This is a genomic window from Actinoplanes sp. NPDC051405 (genome assembly GCF_055586185.1).
Map to the genome: position 1 here is coordinate 584,608 of NZ_JBVJIR010000002.1, position 17,179 is coordinate 601,786.

Sequence of the window (17,179 nt, forward strand, 5' to 3'; positions counted from 1 at the left end):
GCTCGTCGGCGAGCGGCACCAGCTCCTCGCGGATCCGGGTGAAATCGGGCCGCTGCCCGGAGGCGGTGAAGAGCCGCTCGCGCATCGCCCGGTCGCTGCCGCGCCGGCAGGTGCCGGACCCGGACGCCGAGCCGGTCATGGCGCACTGAGCGCGGGCGGCTCGCGCCGCCGCCATGAGGTTTCCGACCGATCGGACGTCCTAAGCTTCCGGGGTGCCGACCCCGCCGGAGATCGTCCAGCTGCTCGCCTCCCCCGTTCATCGCTTCGAGGGACGCCCGGCGGACGGCCCGTCGCCCGCGCCCGCCGGCGAGCTCGTGGACGAGGTCCGCATCCGGGCCGGCCTGGGCATTGTCGGCGACCGCTACTTCGGCAAGCAGGCGCACCGCGACGCGAGCATCACCGTCATCGCGGCCGAGTCGCTGCCCGCGGGCGTCGACCTGGTCCAGGTCCGCCGCAACATCCTGGTCCGCGGCATCGCGGTCGAGGACCTGGTCGGCGCGGTGCTGATTCTGGACTCCGGCGACGGCCCGGTGGCGCTGCGGGTACGCCGCCGGGCCAACCCGTGCGCGTGGCTGGACACCACGATCGGCCCGGGAGCGTGGCGGGCGTTGCGCAAGAAGGGCGGCATCCGCTGCACCCCGCTGAACGACGGCACCCTGCGCCGGGGACCGGTGACGGCCACCGTGGAGGGCATGCTCTTCGCATGACCCTCGGCGCCGGACTAGCGGCGGGGGCGGAACTCGCGGGTCAGGACGTCGCGGGCCACCCGCGCGCCGAGCTGGGCTCCCTGCACGTCCGCGCTGCGGAAGTGCACGCCCGCCCAGATCCGCGCCTCCACCACCTCCGCCAGGGCCTGCGAGAAGCTGCTGAACGACCGTGTGGTGCCCGAGTCGGCGCTGTAGGCGCTGAACGCCAGGTCGTCGCGGCCGAAGAAGGTGCGCAGCGCCAGCATGACCGCCGAGGTCGAGCAGGTGTGCCCGGAGGTGTGGTCCGGGAACGGCGGCGTCACCACCAGCGGCGTCCAGGCCGGGTCGGCCGTGGTGGCCGGGTTGCCGTCGGTGTCGGCCAGCTGGACCGCGGTCACCGGGCGCCAGAAGTTCCAGTGCTTCTTCTCGGCGAAGCAGGCGGTCAAGGCGTCGGCGTTCGCGATGTCGGCCATCGCGAACATCCGGGCTGTGTGCAGCGGGCTGAGCCGCCGGCTCTGCGCGAGGTCCCGCTTGATCTGCCACTCCCCCAGGCGCCGGTCGTGCCACCACAGCGCGGCCTGCGTCTGGTCCGCGGTGCGCTCGGTGCTGGCGGCCGAGCCGAGGGCCTTGACTTCGTTGAGCTCCCGGGCCCAGGCGGCGCTGGTCAGGGCGGGCGGCCCGGCCGTGCGGTAGGCGGTGGCATCGGCGACGACGAACGGCCGCAGGTCCGCGAGCCAGGCGCCGTCCTGGGCGAACGCGGGCGGGGTGGGCCGCCACTGCCCGGGCGCGGTGCTGACGTTCCAGGTGCCGGTGCCGAACGCGCCGTCGTCGCGGCGGGCCTCGATCATCGCGGCGGCGGCCTGCTCGCCCACGGCGAGACCGCCGCGCTTCGCGCGCCCGTCGGGGATCGCCGCGAGCGCCTGGTCGTACTGGGCGGTCAGGGCGGCCGCCTGGCCGGGGAAGAGCGAGAGCAGAACCCGGTAGGCCGCGCCGGCCACAGCGGCGTCGGCCGAGTCGCCGCGCCGGCTGCGCGGAGCGATCAGGTACGGCTGGTACGGCTTCCCGGCCACCGCGTTCACGGCGTCGTACACGGCTCCCTGCACCATCGCGAAGCTGCGCCCGGTCACGTTGGGCGACTGCCGGGCGACTTCATAGATGGCTGTCTGCGCGTGGACGTTCCAGGTGATCACGGCGTTGGGTGTGGTGGCGGCCAGGGCCGGTGTGGGCGTCAGCACCGCCGGCCCGGTCAGAGTGAGCGCGGCGAGCACGGCCGCGGCACGAGTCCTCGTGAACATCGTTTCCCCCGTCGATGAGGCCGCCGGAACACGTCGGCCGGGTACAGCCTGCGATGGGGTTCGGCGGCCGACAAGAGATCGAAATGCGGAAATGTCTCGGGTATCAGCCCAGGCGCCTTTTGGCTCTTTAACCGGTCCGACGCGGATGCCGTCTGCATCCTGCAGCAGACGGCGAGAATCGGCGGGCCCGGCACCGTGGCTATCATCGGCAGCCGAGGACGCCGGTGGAGGTCGACGCGACATGAGCGAGCTTGCGAGCGCATCGTCGACGCTGCGCCCGACGGATGTCATCGCCGGAGCGCCGGCGGCGGCGATGGCATGAGCACCCCGCGCACGCGGCTCGGCCTGGCTGCCGCGCTCGTGGCGAGCGCAGCCCTGCTGGCGTTGCCGGCCGGCGGCAACGCGCAGCCCGCAGCGCCGGTCACGGCGGCGGTCGCCTGGCCGCAGGCGCAGCGCGGCACCGTGCAGGCGACCCTGCCGGACGGCGCGGAGTACCGCCCGGCCCTCTTCCTCGACGCCCGTACCTCCCTGGGCACCGCGGCGAGCACCGACGACCGCTACCTGCGCCTGGTCCGCGTCGGCGCGGACGGTACGGTCCGTCAGCTCCGGCGGCTGCCCCGGGCGGAGCACCCGTCCTTCCAGGCGCTGACCGTCGCCGGCGACGTGCTGGCCTGGGTGGAGAGCACCGACGGCGGCAAGCTGCGGCTCCTCACGGCCGGTCTGCGCGACGCCCGGCCACCCCGCGAGCTGACCGCCGACCTGGGCCGGGCCGAGTTCTACCAGTCGCAGTACGACCTGGTGATCGCCGACGGCCGGGTGCACTGGGTGGCCGCGGACACCGGTGACGTCACCCAGCTCCGCTCGGTCGCGCTGACCGGAGGGCCGGTGGCCGTCCGCCGGGAGCCCGGCACGTGGAAGCTGTCGGCGTGGCCGTGGCTGGTCAACGGGGTCAACGACAGCTCGGGCAGCACCCTGCTGCGCAACCTGAGCACCGGCCGGGACAGCCCGGTCGGCCACGCCCGGGACCGGGCCATCACGGCCTGCAGCCCGGCCTGGTGCCGGGTGGCGTCACTGACCGGGGACGGGCTCAGTCGCATCGAGCTGATGCGCCCCGACGGCAGCGACCGGCACCGCATCGCCGGCGACACCGCCGCGACCGTGATCGTCGACGTGGCGCCGCTGGACCGCTTCGAGGTGCTCTCCCGGATCGGCCCGAACTCGGAGCTGACCGGCAACAACGAGCTGATCGCGGTGGAGATCGCCACCCGCCGGACAGTGGAGATCAGCCCGGACGCCGGCTCGGTGTCGTACCGGGACGGCATGCTGTGGTGGTCGACCGGCAACCTGGACGCGGTCGTCTGGCACGCCCTGGACCTCCGCACCATCTGACGGCCGACGGCCTGGCCGCCGGCTCAGGCCGGGACGGCTCAGGCCGGGACGGCGAGTTCTTCCAGGCCGGTGAGGACCTGCTCGGCGGCCGACGTCGCCGTGGCCAGCTGGCGGGTGACCTCGGCCAGCACGGCGGCCTGCTCCTGCATCGCCGCCGCGATGTCGGTCTGGACCTCGTACAGGCCGGCCACCGCCGACGTGGTCGAGCCGAAGGTGCTGGCCACGTCGCCGGTTTGCGCGACGATCGCCTGGATCACGCCGTTGACCCGTTCCACCGACTCCGCCGTCTGTTGGGCGAGCTGCTTGACCTCGTTGGCCACCACGCCGAAGCCCCGGCCGGCCTCCCCGGCCCGGGCTGCCTCGATGGTCGCGTTCAGCGAGAGCAGGTTGGTCTGCCCGGCCAGCTGGGCGATCAGCGCGTTGACCGTGGCGATCTCGCCGACCGACGACTCCAGGGCCCGTACCTTGTCGGCCGCGGCCGCGGCGGTGTCCTTGCCCGCGGCGGCACTCCCGGCCGCGTCGCGCGACTGCCCGGCGATGTCGTGGACCGCGCCGGCGAGCGCGCCGAGGGCGGCGTCGACCGCGGTGACGGCGGCCAGGGCGGCCCGGGCCTGGTGGCCGATGGCCAGGGCGTCGGCCGAGAGCCGCTCGGCGCGGACCGCCGTCTCGGCGGCGCGGACCCGTTCCGCCTCGGCCGAGCGGGTCGTGGCCTGCTGCTCGGCGTACGCGGTGGCGGAGCGTTGCGCCTCGGCGGCCTCGGCCAGCGCCTCGTTCTCCCGTTCGGCCTGCTCGGCGAAGTGCCAGAGGACGATGATGCCGATCACTTCGAGGGTCGCCAGGCCCGCGTGCAGGGCGACCTGGCCCAGCCCGTCGAGCACCGACATGTGGTGCATGCCGAACACCCGCTCCGGGTTCATCAGGCCCAGCGTGCCGTGATGCAGCACCACGATGACCACGGCCCACAGCAACGGCGTCCACTGCTGGTAGAGGGCGACGAAGACCAGGACGGCGTACAGGTGGATGTGCATGGCCATCTCGCCGCCGGACAGCTCGATGGCCGCGAACGTGCAGGCGATCAGCCCGATGCTGGTGACCGACGCCCGGGCCCGGGGCTCGCGCAGCACGGCGGCGGTGACGGCGAGGGCGCCGATGCCAGCCGGGAGGGCCAGCGCTTCCCACCCGGGCATCGGCCCGAGCAGTCCGAGCAGGACCAGCGCCGGCAGGTGCAGCCAGAGCAGGGTGGTGACGATGCGGTGGCGCGCGGCCCAGGACTCCGGGGACAGCCGGGCGCCGCGCGGCAGCCGGGACGCGAGCGTGGTCATGGCACCATCATCCGGCCTGGGGCAGCGCGGCGAGGCGGATCGCCGAAGTCGGCCGGACCGGCGTCGGCGCCGGCTCAGGAAAAGAAGTCGGCCGATCCGGTAACCGGGCGGGCGGTGCCGGACCTGAACGTTTCGACGAGGCCGCGCGACGAGGGGAGAAGGCCGGCGTGAGCGACGAGGAGGAGTTCACGGCGTTGTTCCGCCGGCACTATCCCCGTGTGCTGGCGTTCGTGTCCCGCCGTACCGATCAGGCGCGGGCCCATGACGTGGTGGCCGAGACCTTCGCCACCGCCTGGCGGCACTTCGCGCGGCTGCCGGCGGAGCCGCTGCCGTGGCTCTACCGGGTCGCCCGCAACAGCCTGGCCAACGAGGAACGGGCCGCACGCCGCCGGGCCCGGCTCTTCGAGCGGATGGCCGGCGGCGGCGTGCCGTCCACACCGGACCATGCCGTCTCGGTCGTCGCGGATGCCGGTCTGCGGGAGGCCTTGAGCCGGTTGTCGCGCCCCGACCGCGAGGCGCTGCTGCTGATCGGCTGGGAGGGCCTGGACCACGACGCCGCCGCGCACGTGCTGGGCTGCACGGCCGTGGCGTTCAAGGTACGGGTGCACCGGGCCAGACGCCGGCTCGCCCGGCTGCTGGAGGCGGCCGATCAGGAACAGGCACCACCGCTGCCCCGACCGTACGAGTTGCACAGTGCCGCGAGCCAGAGGGGAAAGTCCGCATGACCGAGCAGGACGCCATGACCCGGCTGGCCGCCGCCAATCCCGTACCGGATGCCGACGTGCACGATTCCGCGACCTCGACCCGTGCGCTCTTCCTGCAGCGGGCCGTGCTGGCGCAGCCGCGCGGCCGGCGCCTCTTGCTCCCGGGCCCGAAGTGGCGTTACGCCGTCGTGCCGGCCGCGCTGGCCGCCGTGGCAGCGGCCACGTTCGCCGTCGTGCACCGGACGTCCCCGCCGCCGCGGCCGCCGGTGCAGGCCGGGGCGAGCACGGCCACGCCGCAGAGCATCCTGGCCGCGGCCGCCACGCAGGCCGAACGCGAAGGCCCGCGCGGGCAGTTCGTGCACGCCACCGGCACCGTTGCGCGGATCGTGCACCTCGGGCCCGGCGCCGGCTACGACGTCATCCGCGTCGACACCGTCCAAAGTGTCCAGCCGGCGGCCGGGCTGCCCGGTGAGGGCTGGCTGACAATCGGCGAGCGCGGATCGAGTGTGCGCCCGCTGACCGCCGCCGACGCGAGTGCGTACGCCGCGGACGGCTCGCCGGGGCCGGCGGAGCTGCCCACCGACAGCGAGCAGACCCTGTATCCGGACCTGGCGGGTGACGAAGCGTACGCGGGCGAGCTGGGCGACCTGCCGGACGATCCGGCGCGGACCGGGCCCGCGATGCTCGCCTGGCTGGCCGAGGCCGGGCAGGACCTGCCCCCGGACCCCCAGGGCTGGCTGTTCCGGACGGGCACGAAGCTGCTCGACACGTTCACCGCGGTGGCGGGCGGGGCCGACCGGGCCAAGATCTACCGGATGCTGGCCGGGCTGACCGGGGTGCGGACGCTGGAGGCGGGCGCGGACCCGCTCGGCCGGCCGGCGCGGGCGCTGGCCTACACGGCAACGACGCCGCGCCACGGACTCGTCGAGTGGCAGGTGTATCTCGGGCCGGACTCCGACCGGATCACGTACACCCAGGCGGTGGTCCGGCAGCCGGGTGCTGCCAACGCCGGTCTGCCCGCCGGTGCCGTGCAGTACAGCACCGCCGTCACCGCGGTCACGTGGAGCGACAAGCCTTGAGCCGCGGGGTCCGTACCGTCGCGGGCTGCGGCCTGGCCGCGCTCCTGGTCCTGGTCGTACGGGTCTTCGACGCGCACTACCGCTTCTTCGACATGGTCATCTACCACGACGCGATCCGGTGGTGGAGCAACGGCGGCGAGCTGTACGACTACGTCGCCCCGGTGCGGGGTGACCTGGGCTTCACCTACCCGCCGTTCGCGGCGTTCGTGCTGATGCCGGTGGCCCGGGTCCCGGCGGCGACGGCGGGCTGGCTGAACGCGGCCGGCAGCGTGCTCGCCCTGGCTGTGGTGCTGGCCGTGCTCGCCGCCCCGATCGCGGCCCGGCACGGCCGGGCGCTGCGGCTCATAGTGGTGGCAGCCGTGCCGCTCGCGCTGTGCACCGAACCGGTCCGGCAGACGCTCGGCTTCGGGCAGGTCAACCTGTGGCTGTTCGCCCTCGTGCTGCTCGACCTGGTGGTGCTGGGCCGCACCGGCTCGCGCTGGGCCGGCGCCGGCGTCGGCATCGCCACCGCGATCAAGCTGACGCCCGGCCTGTTCATCGTGTATCTGCTGGTCACCGGGCAGTGGCGGGCGGCCCGCACGGCGGCGGTGACGACGGCGGCGCTGACCGGGGGCGCGTTCCTGCTGGCCCCGGCGGAGTCGTTGCGCTACTTCGGCGACCTGCTGTGGCAGACCGACCGGGTGGGCACCGCGGCGGCGCTGACCAACCAGTCGCTGACCGGCCTGCTGGCCCGCCTGGCCGGGACACCGGCGGCGCCGGCCGGCTGGTGGGTCCCGCTGTGCGTGCTGGTCCTGGTGGTGGGGCTGCGCCGGGCCCGGCAGGCGTACGCGGCCGGCGACACCGTGACGGCGCTGACCCTGACCGGCCTCACCGCCAACCTGGTCAGCCCCATGTCCTGGACCCACCACCTGGTGTTCCTGCCGGTCGCGGTGCTCGTGCTGGCCGACATCGCCGCCCAGCGCCGCGATCCCCGGCCGGCGCTGGCCGCGGTCACCGTCTACGCCCTCAGCGTCGTCTCCCCGATCTGGCTCGTCCCGGACGACAGCGGCGGCGCGCGGGCCCTGATCCTGCGCAACGCCTTCACGCTGATGCTGCTGGCGCTGGTGGCCCTGCTGCCCTGGCGGACTTACTCCGGTGGGGCGACGGCGGCCCGGACCGCGGCGGCGACCGTGTCGACGGTGACCGCGCGGAGCAGGTCGAGATCGGCGTCGACCTCGGACTCGCCGGTGGCCAGAGCGACCACGGCGTCGCCGTCGTAGCGGGAGTGGGCGGGGTGGATGGACCGGGCGAAACCGGTGTGGCCGCTCTGGGCGAGCAGGTAGCAGTCGTTCTTGGAGAGCCGGGCGTCGGTCAGTACGACGGCCACGGTGGTGTTCTGCATGCCGTAAGGGGCTTGTGGCTGCACCGCCTGGGGTGTGCCGCCGAAGAGGGGTTCGCCGTCAGGGGCCAGCACGTCGCCCCAGGCGTTGACCACGACCACCGCGGCCACCCGGGCAGCGCCCGCCTGCCTTTCGGCCAGACCCAGGCCGCCCGGGTCGCGCCGGCCGCGCCACGAGCCCGTCGTTGCACCCGTGCCCGCGCCGGCTCGGCCAACGGTCAGTTCAGTGCCGGCGTACGCGGCCAGCGCGGCGGCCCGGCCGCTCGCCGCATCCGGCGGCCCGGTCCGCACCGAGCCGTCGAAGATCGACATCCCGATGACGATCGGCACCGGCCCGGCGGGCGTCGGGAAGCCACTCCCCCGCTCACGCAGCAGCGCCATCACGCCCTCGGCCGCGGCGAGCCCGAACGCGGACCCGCCGGAGAGCACCACGGCGTCCACCCGGTCCACCAGCCGGGTCGGCTCCAGCAGCGCGAACTCGCGGGTGGCCGGCGCCCCGCCGCGGACCTCCCCGGAACCGATGGTCCCGGCCGGCGGCAGGATGACGGTCACGCCGGTGTCCGCCCCGGTCCAGTGGCCGGCCCAGGCGGACAACAACTGCGGTGCGCTCATCACCCCATCTTTCCCCGCGTGCCGACGGGAACGCGCGCGGTCCGGCGGACCGTCGCCGCGAGGGCGACGATCAGGTACGGCACCGAGAGGACCGCGAACGCGACTCCGTTGCCGGCGCCGGCGGCGACCACCGCGTAGGCGCCGTAGACGCCGATCGTGGCCACGTCGGTGGCTGTGCCGGCGAGGGACGTGACGGTGGCTCGGCTCGTTCCGGTGATCCGGTCCTGGAGCCGGGCGTCGGCGAGGACGGTGGCCAGCTGGAAGCCGCAGAACGCGACCGCTACCAGGACGAACCCGGCCGGGTGGCCGGACAGGGCTCCGGCGGCGAGTGCCACGCCTGAGCCGGCGAGGAGGACGGCGTAGCCTCGGGTGTCGAGGCGCTCGCCCAGCGGGGTGAGCAGACCGCCTGCGGTCACGCCGAGCCAGACGAGCAGGAGCAGCATCGGAACTGTCTCGCGGGTGACGCCGGTGCTGGCGGCCAGCAGCGGGGTGTACTCGTCCAGGGCGCCCCACACCGCGGTCACGACGGCGAGCAGGAGCACCGCTGTCCGGACCGTGCGGTCGGTGCGGACCTCGGCCAGGCCGGCGCGGAGGCTCGCCCACCAGCCCAGGTCGTCGCCCTCGCCCTCGCCATCGCCCTCGCCCTCGCCCTTGCCCTCGTCCGTCAGGGCGGTCGTGGCCGTGCGGTGCTCGGGGAAGCGGGTGGCGACCAGGGCGGCGAGAATCCCGGCGAGCACGCTGGCCGCGCCGACCGCCGGATAGCCGCCCGCGGCGAGCACCGGACCGGCCAGCACGGTGGCCAGCAGCACGCCGACCGTCTCCGCCGTGCGGGCCCGGCCCATCGTGCGGGCATAGCGGTGCGCCGCGCCGAGGCGGGCCAGCTCGCTGTAGACGAGCGCCTCCAGCGATCCGGAGGCGAGCGCCCCACCGGCGCCCCAGAGCAGGAACCCGACGGCGAAGGCCGGATACGAGGGCGCGAGCACCCAGAGCGCGAACGCGGCGGCGCCGGCCAGCGGGGCCAGGCACAGCAGCAATCGCCGGGAGACCGCGTCAGCCCAGGCACCGGAGGGCACCTCCAGCAACGTGCTGCCGGCTGACCAGATCACGAACAATGAGGAGATCTGCCATACCGACAGGCCGGTGTCACTGAACAGCAGTGCGTACACCGGGTAGAGCAGGACGAGGTCGGCGAGGAACGCGTACGCATAGAGCGTGGCAGCCAGCCGGCGCACGCGTGCGGAGTCGAGGGTCATGAGGCCTTCCCGTGAAGTCGGAGCGGACGCCGGTCACACGGCGGCCGCGGCGGCCCACGGGATTGGCCTCTACGGGTGGATCAATGTCGCCAGGTCATGAGGCGATCGTAGGCGGCCGGTAGCCGCCCGGGCCAGGCCATTTGTCATCGCTTTGCCGTCGCCTTGTCACCGCCGTCGCGGCGGCTACAGCTGTACGTCGATCTCTGCGTTAGCGCATTGACATTGCGGGTATGCCGCCCGGGACTGACCACCGTGCGATGGCGGAACGCGTGGTGTCGGCGAAACGACCTTCCGATCGGTCTTCGACGCTTCCGCCCGGTGAGGCGGCTGGTGGCATGACGCGCGCAGGACTCGCCCGGCGAGACACCGAGGCACAGGAGTTCATGGACGCCCCCGGCTGTGACCCCGGCCGGCTGGAACGTACCTACCAGCAGTTCAACACCATCAACCGGCTTGTCTCGGGCTGGCGGCGTCTCTACCGGCAACGGATCCGGCCGCGCCTGGACGCCCGCCGACTCACAACGCTGCTCGACATAGGCTTCGGCGGCGGAGACATCCCTCGCGCCCTCTCCGGATGGGCTGCTCAGGACAGGCTGGTGCTCCGTACGACAGCCATCGACCCGGACGAGCGCGCGCTCCGCCATGTGCACGGGCTGCCGCATGCCGGAGTTCGGTTCGAGCAGACGTCGAGTGCGGACCTGGTCGCCCGCGGTGAACGGTACGACCTGGTGATCTCCAACCACCTCCTGCACCACCTGGACACGGTGGGGCTCGCCGCCCTGCTGGCCGACAGTCAGGCGCTGTCGCAGCAGCTGGTCATCCACAACGACCTGTCGAGGGCACCCGCGGGCTATGGCCTCTACGCCGTCGCCACACTGCCGTTCGCCCGCCGGTCCTTCATCCATCAGGACGGGCTGCTCTCCATCCGCCGCAGCTACCGACGTCCGGAGCTGCAGGCGGTCGTTCCGCCGGGCTGGCAGGTCAGGTCGATGTTCCCGCAACGTCTGCTGCTCACCCACGAAGGAGCGCACCGATGAGCGGCCGTCAGAAGCGCTCACCGGTGGCCTTGGCCCTGATCACCGCGGCAGCCGTGAGCTACGCGGGCAACGCCGCCTTCGGCGCGGCCGTCGCGGTGGGTGCGGTCGACAACGGGCGCATCCGCTGGGTGCACCATGCCCTGTACGTCGTGACTTCATCACTGACCACGGTCGCGCTCGCTGCCAGCGCGATCGAGCGCCGAGCTGCCGGTCTCGCACTGCTGCCCGCGGTCGGCCCGCTCCTCGTGCTGCCCTACGCCGGCGGGCAGCTTCGCCGGCATGCCGCGTTCGCCGGGTCCGCGGCGCCCGCATACGCCACCGCCCTCGTTCTGGCCTGGAGGAGTCGCTGATGGAATTTCTCGATGTGGTGCGCCGGCGCCGGACCACCAACGGTGCGTTCCTGCCCGACCCGGTCTCCGAGGAGCACCAGCGGCTCCTCATGGAGGTCGCCGGCCGAGCCCCGTCGCAGCTGAACAGCCAGCCGTGGCGGTTCGTGATCGTGGAGGAACGCCCGACGATCGAAGCCATCGCCCGGATCAGCGGCGACAGCATGACCGAGGCGATGTCCAACGGCACTTTCTTCGAGCGCTACAAGCCGTACTTCCGATTCAGCAAAGAGGAGATGGAACGCCGACGCGACGGGATGCTGTTCGACCGCCTGCCGGCGCCGCTGCGCCCGTTCACCGGTCAGGTGTTCACCGCCCGGGGGCAGAAGCTCATGAACGCCATGCGGGTGCCCCAGAGCCTGGGCGAGGAGAACCGCAAACTCGTCGCCGGCTCCCCGCTGCTGCTCGGCGTGATGCTCGACCGGTCCGAGTACCGGCCCGGAGAGTTGTCCTCCTTCTACTCCGTGTTCAGCATGGGCGCGGCGATGGAGAACCTCTGGCTCACCACCGTCGAAATCGGCATGGGCATCCAGTTCATCTCCTTCCCGATGGAGGTCCCCGGGCGCTGGGACGAGATCGTGCGCCTGCTGCGGGTGCCGGACGATCTCGAGCTGATGGCCGTCTACCGCCTGGGCTACCTACCCGTGCAGCAACGACGACCACCCATCGACTGGACCAGCGAGCAGCGCAGGTTGCCCTCGCAGTACGTCTTCCGCGGCACGTGCGCCACCCCGCAGGAAGGCTGGGACCAGCGGTGACCGCAAAGTGTCGGTACCCCGGTGCATACTGCCCGGCATGGCGAGCTTCAAGGACCAGGACCTGACCGATGCCGAGTTCCGCGAGTGTGATCTGACCCGCGCCCGTCTGATCGGGGTGGTGATGCAGGACGCGGTGATCGACGGACTGGTCACCAATCTCGTGGTCAACGGAGTCGAGGTGACGTCGTACGTGGAAGCCGAGCTCGACCGCCGGTATCCGGTGCGGCTGCTGTCGCGCTCAGCCGACCCGGCCGACCTGCTGCAGGCCGTCCGGCAGCTGCGGGCCGGCTGGGCGGAGACGATCGAGCGACTGCGAGCGATGCCCACGGGTTCGGAGCACCAGCGCGTCGGCGGCGAGTGGTCGGCGGTGGAGACCCAGCGTCATCTGGTGTTCGTGCACGACTCATGGTTCCGGCGCTGCTGCCTGGGATCCACCGAGCCGTTCACCGCGATCGGGCTGGCGTCCGATTTCGTCCCCGACCAGGAGGAGCAAGGTCTGGATCCAGCGGCGGCCCCCAGCCTCGACGAGGTGCTGGCCGTGCGCGAGGTGCAAGGCGCTGAGCTGGAGCGTTGGCTGTCGACGGTGACGGCCGATCAGCTCTCGGCGCCCGCGCCGGTGCCGGCGGGCCCGGGGTGGCCGCCGTATGCCGCGGAAAGGTCGGTGCTGAAGTGCGTTCAGGTGGTGCTGAACGAGGAGTGGGCGCACCACAGCTTCTGCGTCCGTGACCTCGAGCTCCTCGATCCTGTCCGATGAGGACGAGGCCGGCCCATGTGGCACGGAAGGGGGAGCAAGGCCATCGCCGATCCCCCTAGCGTCTACCGGGACACGGAAGCACGGCCTCGGGGGAGCAACGGATGCGCAACATCGGGCGGGTAACACTGCTGGCGGCCGGCGCGCTGGGGCTCACACTCGCGGCGGCGCCCTCCGGGGCCACGGCCGGCACCTTCGCGGCGGGCAACGCCGGGCTGCTGGACCTCGCGGCGGTCTCCGCCACGGCGTACACGCTGGTGCTGCCCGAATCCGGCGCGGACCACGTGGATCCCGCCACGGGCGAGGCGCCCTCGCGGTGCCGCACCGGCGAGCTTCGCATCACCGGCGATGCCGGTTCCCTGGTCTTCGAGAACATCACCGGACACGCCTGCTCGCTGCGAGGACACCCCGGCGTCAAGACCACGGGCGGCGCGTTCACCCCCGCCGGCGCGGCGGCGCCGGCCATGCTGCTCGCGCCGGGCGACCAAGTCCGGGCCGCGGTCCGGCCGGCCACCAAAACCTGCAAGACAACGGTACGGGTGCCCGGCTACCAGGTCGCGGCGCCCGAGGACAGCAGTACGGTATTTGTCCGCGCGCCGCACGAGGCTTGTGCGACGGGTTCGGTGGCGGCGTTCACCGTGGCCGGCTGAGGTCGTTGGCCGATCGCCTTCCCCGTCCGCTCATCCCGATCTGACAGCTAACTCCCCAACAGCTTTGACAACGCGGCGGCGGCGCCGGCGCGCTCTGACTCGAACCTCGCGGGCTCACGTTCCGCGAGCCGCTGATAGACGGCCAACGCCTCTCGAGCCATCGCCGTGGCCCGCGCACCCTCAGCGCCTCCGGCGTCCAGGGTCAGCGCGAAGCCGTACAGCAATCGAGCCAGGTCGGGCTCCTGCGTATTCGGATCGGCCTTCGCCAGCCGGCGGCGCAGGTTGACCGCCTCATTGCCAGTCGTCAGCGCTTCGGGCCAGCGCCCGGTTGCGGCGAGCGCCACGCTCAGCTTGCTCAGTGCCATCGCCAGGTCGGGGGCGTACTCGGGATCGGCGTCAGCAAGCCGGCGCAGGTCCTTGACCGCTTCGAAGCCGGCGTGCGCCAGGTGGCCGGGGTTCCGTGTCTCCGTCAGGACGATGCCGAGGTTGTAGTGCGCAGCGGCCAGCCGCCGGTTGTATCGGGCCGGGTCCTCGGCTGCGAGCCGTCTGAAGATCATCGCTGCCTGCTGTGCCGGGCCGGCGGCTTCGATGTGTCGTCCGACGGCTTGCAGTGAGCTCGCCAAATTCGTGAACGCGGCGGCGAGGTCGGGTTCGAACCGACGCGGGTCGGCGCCGGCCAGCGTCAGCAGGACACGGACCCCTCGCTCAGCGGCGCGCAGTGCCTCACCGTGCCGGTCCGCGGCGGCCAGACACCGGTCGAGCGTCATGAGCGCGGCGGCCAGGGCAGGCACATGCACATTGGCCTGACGGTGAGCAGCCGGTGGTTGCTCTTTGATCGACCCGTTGCCTGTCAGCGCCTGGTAGCCCGCGACCGCCTCGGTCGCGGCGGCGATCCCTTCGGTCGTCTCTCCTACGTCATGGCAGGCGGAAGCGAGCCGGTCGAGGCTGCTAGCGAGATGGGCTCGTTGCTCAGCGACTCCGGCTGTGGCGAGGCGCCGGCGGATGCCGACCGCTTCTCGCAGCAGCGGGAGAGCCTCGGCGGGGCGGCCGCCGCGCTGAAGGTGGCCACCCATGTTGGTAAGCGCGTTGGCGAGCCGCGAGTCGGCCGTTTCCGGCGTCGCGAGGGCGAGCCGGCGCAGCATGTTCACGGCTTCGCCGCCTACAGCAAGTGACTCGTCCTCACGGCCTTGCTGTTCCAGCCGGGTAGCAAGACCGGTGAGCGCCGCAGCGAGCTCAACCTCATGAGGAGCTGGGTGCTGAGCTGCAAGGGCACGGCGTAGTGCCACTGCCTCGAGGCTGGCGTCGAAGGCCTCGGTGTTCCGGCCCACGGCCGCGAGGTCACGCCCGGCGTTGTGAAGCGCGCCTGCGAGCGCCGGGCGATAGGCGGCCGGGTTACTCATCGTCAGGCGGCGGTAGATGGCCACGGCCTCCGAGCTCGCGTCGACCGCGGCTTGCCGTCTGCCCGATTCAGCCCAGATCAGGGCAGCTCTGTTCAAGGTGGCCGCGAGCCCGGATTCCCACCTCATGGGACGGGCAGCGGACAGCGCTCGCCAGAGCTGGAGCGCCACAGCAAGGGTCTCCAGCGCCTCGCCGGTTCGGCCGACCTTGGCCAGGCCATCGCTCTGATTCGACAGAGTTATCGCCAACGCGGCGTTGGCGTGTTCATCGCGCAGCGGCACTGACCGATACAGGTTTGCCGCCTCGGTGGCTGCGTCGAGAGCTGCGGACGGCTTGCCGGCAACGCCCAACGCATTGCCGTAGTTGACCAGCGCATCGGCGAGGTTCGACTTGTCAGTGGTCAACCGGCGATAGACCGAGACACTTTCGCGTCCCGCCTCTTCCGCCTCCAGCGGCCGGCCACAGGACAGCAGGGCAGCGCACAGCATGTTCAGCGCGCCCGCATAGAACTTGACGTCGCTGTCGCTTCCGTCGTCGGCCAGCTTGCGCCACCAGGGAACGCTGCGCTGCAGGATGTCGAGCGCCTCTTCGGACCGTGCCGCATTCAGCAACCGAAACGGAACATCGGGATCCAGCAGAACAACCAATCGAGACGGCTCGTCCTGCGCCGCGGCGAGCAGGTCGCGAGTACGACGGTCGACGACGCCGGCCATTCCGGTGTCCAGGTCGACCTGCCCGATGTCGGGGAACCGCGCCACGACGGCGTCGAGAACGTCGATGTCGAGGCCGGGCACCTCGGCCACCGCGGTCAGCCCGGCGCCACTGGCGTCGACCGCGAGGCCGGGATCGGCGCGTAGGAGCGCATTGACCTGGCGTGCCGCATGCGGCCATCGGGTCGCAGCGGCGGCCAGGAACGTCACTGATCGGGGCGTGTATGCCGGGGCATCCCCGGCATCGTCGCGAGCCAGCAACGCGGTGAGAGCCTCCGGAGCCCACGGATCAGGGTCGTATCCCTCGACCTCGTGTCCGGGCAGGCTGAGCGCCAGGAAATCCTCGGCGAGCCGATCCGGGTAGAGCGGCTCCAGAACCGTACCGGTGTCCACGGGCGGATAGCACAGCCGATGATCGTCGAGGAGCTCCTGAGCTCGGCCGAATCCGGTGGCAGCCAACGTCGCCAGTCCTTCCCGCTGGGAAAGTGCACCGGTGAGAGTCGCCACGAAAACGGCACGGGCCAGCTCGCGCGGGCGGGTCCGGAACGAGGGCCCGCCGTCGAACAACCGCCGCCACGCCATGTGTTCACGGTCCAGCAGATACGCCGCGAGCGCCTCCGGGCGTTCTGGGAACAGGTCGGCTTGCTGTCCGGCGAAGACAGCAACCAGCGCCGCCATGTGCACAGTCAGGACCGTGTCGTACGCCGAACCGGCCGACTCGGTCAGCGGGCTCGGCGTGGATGCGGGGCCGAGCTGAGGTGGAGGTGCCGTTGACGGTGTGGGCCGCACCCGCGAGCCCATGCCGAGGACCTGCGCAAAACGATCCCGGGAGATGCCGAACAACCGTTCACGTTCGGCGGCGGTGGCGACGAGGCTGGTGAGCCGCCGTTCATCAGCCTCGGCATCCAGATCGGCAAGCTCACCTCGAACGGCCGGCCACCACTGAACGCTCCGGCCGACCAGGAGCACCCGTACCCGATCGGCGTCGTGCAGCGCCGCGTCCGTGAAAAGCTGCACCAACTGACTGTGCGGCCAGCGATCGGCGTAGTCGACGATGAGGAGGAGAGGGGTTCGACCGAACCGAGGCGGGTGCCCGGGAGCCGCTCCGTAGCGTGCAGTGAACACCGACCAGCCCTTGACGGCACTCTGCGCCGCGAATTGATGCGCCAAGCGGGTCTTGCCTTGACCGCCGACCCCGTGCATCAGCCGCACCGAGAGCCGCCCGTCAGGACTGTCCCGCCACCGCGCCAAGTCGTGCAGCTCCCCTTCTCGACCGATGAAGGGAATGACTTCGGCGCGCGCGTCCAGCAGACGACTCGGTGCCTCTCGTAACCACTGATGATCGACCGATGTCGTGGTGGTCAGCGGATCGAGGCGATATCGCGGCTGTTGCGGATGGAACACGTTGTACTGCGTGTTGTGGTCGCCGATCTGTACACCACGCGGACCAGCACCCGACGGTTCCGACTCCGGGAACGCGGGTTGTCCGGATGCACCAGCTGGCTGTAGCCGCATGATCAGCCGAAGTTGTTCGTCTGCGCGAGATCGCCGGCCTGCTTGTCCCCGGCCGCGCCGGACGCCACCACATCAGCCGCCAACGCCACGATCACCAACTCCAGGTTCGACACCCGTGCCCCTCCCCTCGACGACACCTCCCAGTCTGGGGCACCGTCGAAGCCCGACACGACACAGCTGGTCCGCCACGCACCAGCAGCCGGCCGATCGCCACCCTTCGCCTGATCGACGATCGGGGTGAGCTTCAACCGACGAG

Annotated in this window: 15 protein-coding genes and 1 pseudogene; 10 read left to right on the forward strand and 6 right to left on the reverse strand. The window is 72.1% G+C overall.

The window, feature by feature from the left end:
* Positions 1 to 212 precede the first annotated feature (212 nt).
* Positions 213 to 707, forward strand: a complete 495-nt coding sequence (locus ACZ6S4_RS07150; RefSeq protein WP_465474029.1) for a molybdenum cofactor biosysynthesis protein — start codon at positions 213 to 215, stop codon at positions 705 to 707.
* 14 nt (positions 708 to 721) lie between these two features.
* Here the strand turns inward: ACZ6S4_RS07150 and ACZ6S4_RS07155 are convergent, their stop codons facing one another.
* A complete protein-coding gene (locus ACZ6S4_RS07155) occupies positions 722 to 1,981 on the reverse strand; it encodes a vanadium-dependent haloperoxidase (RefSeq protein ID WP_465474030.1) in 1,260 nt (419 codons plus the stop codon).
* Between the two features lie 318 nt (positions 1,982 to 2,299).
* On the opposite strand from ACZ6S4_RS07155, the gene ACZ6S4_RS07160 reads away from it, so the two are divergent.
* On the forward strand, positions 2,300 to 3,370 hold the full coding sequence (locus tag ACZ6S4_RS07160; RefSeq protein ID WP_465474031.1) for a hypothetical protein: 1,071 nt from the start codon (positions 2,300 to 2,302) through the stop codon (positions 3,368 to 3,370).
* Between the two features lie 38 nt (positions 3,371 to 3,408).
* Here ACZ6S4_RS07160 and ACZ6S4_RS07165 read toward each other — a convergent pair whose 3' ends face one another.
* The gene (locus ACZ6S4_RS07165) at positions 3,409 to 4,692 is read right to left on the reverse strand and encodes a methyl-accepting chemotaxis protein (protein WP_465474032.1); all 1,284 of its coding nucleotides are present in this window, start codon (positions 4,690 to 4,692) and stop codon (positions 3,409 to 3,411) included.
* Positions 4,693 to 4,859: 167 nt separating this feature from the next.
* Between ACZ6S4_RS07165 and ACZ6S4_RS07170 the strand changes: the two genes are divergently transcribed.
* Genes ACZ6S4_RS07170 through ACZ6S4_RS07180 form a run of 3 tightly spaced genes read left to right on the forward strand, consistent with a single transcriptional unit; the run spans position 4,860 to position 7,734 of the window.
* Positions 4,860 to 5,417 carry an RNA polymerase sigma factor gene (locus tag ACZ6S4_RS07170; RefSeq protein ID WP_465474033.1) on the forward strand — a complete coding sequence of 186 codons (558 nt, stop codon included), beginning with the start codon at positions 4,860 to 4,862 and terminating at the stop codon, positions 5,415 to 5,417.
* Positions 5,414 to 6,475 (forward strand): hypothetical protein, encoded by a 1,062-nt coding sequence (locus tag ACZ6S4_RS07175; RefSeq protein ID WP_465474034.1) that lies wholly within the window; start codon positions 5,414 to 5,416, stop codon positions 6,473 to 6,475. The genes ACZ6S4_RS07170 and ACZ6S4_RS07175 overlap by 4 nt, the downstream gene beginning before the upstream one ends.
* Positions 6,457 to 7,734: a glycosyltransferase 87 family protein gene (locus tag ACZ6S4_RS07180; RefSeq protein ID WP_465474035.1), complete on the forward strand. Its 1,278-nt coding sequence runs from the start codon at positions 6,457 to 6,459 to the stop codon at positions 7,732 to 7,734. Before ACZ6S4_RS07175 ends, ACZ6S4_RS07180 begins: the two co-directional genes overlap by 19 nt.
* Here ACZ6S4_RS07180 and ACZ6S4_RS07185 read toward each other — a convergent pair.
* Both ACZ6S4_RS07185 and ACZ6S4_RS07190 read right to left on the reverse strand, forming a co-directional pair.
* Positions 7,677 to 8,465, reverse strand: a pseudogene (locus ACZ6S4_RS07185) (P1 family peptidase); the annotation flags it as partial. The gene ACZ6S4_RS07180 and the pseudogene ACZ6S4_RS07185 sit on opposite strands and share 58 nt — an antisense overlap.
* Entirely contained in the window at positions 8,465 to 9,718 is a 1,254-nt protein-coding gene (locus ACZ6S4_RS07190) for an MFS transporter (protein ID WP_465474036.1), read from the reverse strand. The pseudogene ACZ6S4_RS07185 and the gene ACZ6S4_RS07190, both read right to left, overlap by 1 nt.
* Positions 9,719 to 10,053: 335 nt before the next feature.
* Here ACZ6S4_RS07190 and ACZ6S4_RS07195 point away from each other — a divergent pair, with 335 nt between their 5' ends.
* From ACZ6S4_RS07195 to ACZ6S4_RS07215, 5 genes are all read left to right on the forward strand, one after another.
* Entirely contained in the window at positions 10,054 to 10,755 is a 702-nt protein-coding gene (locus ACZ6S4_RS07195; RefSeq protein WP_465474037.1) for a class I SAM-dependent methyltransferase, read from the forward strand.
* Positions 10,752 to 11,105, forward strand: a complete 354-nt coding sequence (locus ACZ6S4_RS07200) for a hypothetical protein (protein WP_465474038.1) — start codon at positions 10,752 to 10,754, stop codon at positions 11,103 to 11,105. Before ACZ6S4_RS07195 ends, ACZ6S4_RS07200 begins: the two co-directional genes overlap by 4 nt.
* Positions 11,105 to 11,899: a nitroreductase family protein gene (locus ACZ6S4_RS07205; RefSeq protein WP_465474039.1), complete on the forward strand. Its 795-nt coding sequence runs from the start codon at positions 11,105 to 11,107 to the stop codon at positions 11,897 to 11,899. The genes ACZ6S4_RS07200 and ACZ6S4_RS07205 overlap by 1 nt, the downstream gene beginning before the upstream one ends.
* 37 nt (positions 11,900 to 11,936) lie before the next feature.
* Positions 11,937 to 12,653, forward strand: a complete 717-nt coding sequence (locus ACZ6S4_RS07210) for a DinB family protein (protein ID WP_465474040.1) — start codon at positions 11,937 to 11,939, stop codon at positions 12,651 to 12,653.
* 101 nt (positions 12,654 to 12,754) lie between these two features.
* Positions 12,755 to 13,300, forward strand: coding sequence for a DUF4232 domain-containing protein (locus tag ACZ6S4_RS07215; RefSeq protein ID WP_465474041.1), 546 nt, complete (start codon positions 12,755 to 12,757; stop codon positions 13,298 to 13,300).
* Positions 13,301 to 13,347: 47 nt separating this feature from the next.
* On the opposite strand, the gene ACZ6S4_RS07220 is transcribed toward ACZ6S4_RS07215, so the two are convergent.
* Together ACZ6S4_RS07220 and ACZ6S4_RS07225 are read right to left on the reverse strand one after the other, a co-directional pair.
* Positions 13,348 to 16,812, reverse strand: a complete 3,465-nt coding sequence (locus ACZ6S4_RS07220; RefSeq protein ID WP_465474042.1) for a tetratricopeptide repeat protein — start codon at positions 16,810 to 16,812, stop codon at positions 13,348 to 13,350.
* A 113-nt stretch (positions 16,813 to 16,925) separates the two neighbouring features.
* Positions 16,926 to 17,171 carry a hypothetical protein gene (locus tag ACZ6S4_RS07225; protein ID WP_465474043.1) on the reverse strand — a complete coding sequence of 82 codons (246 nt, stop codon included), beginning with the start codon at positions 17,169 to 17,171 and terminating at the stop codon, positions 16,926 to 16,928.
* Between the last annotated feature and the right edge of the window lie 8 nt (positions 17,172 to 17,179).

Coding starts and splice junctions, on each gene's coding strand:
- ACZ6S4_RS07155 (WP_465474030.1), bottom strand. CDS start 1,981: ATGTTCACGAGGACTCGTGCCGCGGCCGTGCTCGCCGCGCTCACTCTG.
- ACZ6S4_RS07160 (WP_465474031.1), top strand. CDS start 2,300: ATGAGCACCCCGCGCACGCGGCTCGGCCTGGCTGCCGCGCTCGTGGCG.
- ACZ6S4_RS07165 (WP_465474032.1), bottom strand. CDS start 4,692: ATGACCACGCTCGCGTCCCGGCTGCCGCGCGGCGCCCGGCTGTCCCCG.
- ACZ6S4_RS07175 (WP_465474034.1), top strand. CDS start 5,414: ATGACCGAGCAGGACGCCATGACCCGGCTGGCCGCCGCCAATCCCGTA.
- ACZ6S4_RS07190 (WP_465474036.1), bottom strand. CDS start 9,718: ATGACCCTCGACTCCGCACGCGTGCGCCGGCTGGCTGCCACGCTCTAT.
- ACZ6S4_RS07195 (WP_465474037.1), top strand. CDS start 10,054: ATGACGCGCGCAGGACTCGCCCGGCGAGACACCGAGGCACAGGAGTTC.
- ACZ6S4_RS07200 (WP_465474038.1), top strand. CDS start 10,752: ATGAGCGGCCGTCAGAAGCGCTCACCGGTGGCCTTGGCCCTGATCACC.
- ACZ6S4_RS07205 (WP_465474039.1), top strand. CDS start 11,105: ATGGAATTTCTCGATGTGGTGCGCCGGCGCCGGACCACCAACGGTGCG.
- ACZ6S4_RS07210 (WP_465474040.1), top strand. CDS start 11,937: ATGGCGAGCTTCAAGGACCAGGACCTGACCGATGCCGAGTTCCGCGAG.
- ACZ6S4_RS07215 (WP_465474041.1), top strand. CDS start 12,755: ATGCGCAACATCGGGCGGGTAACACTGCTGGCGGCCGGCGCGCTGGGG.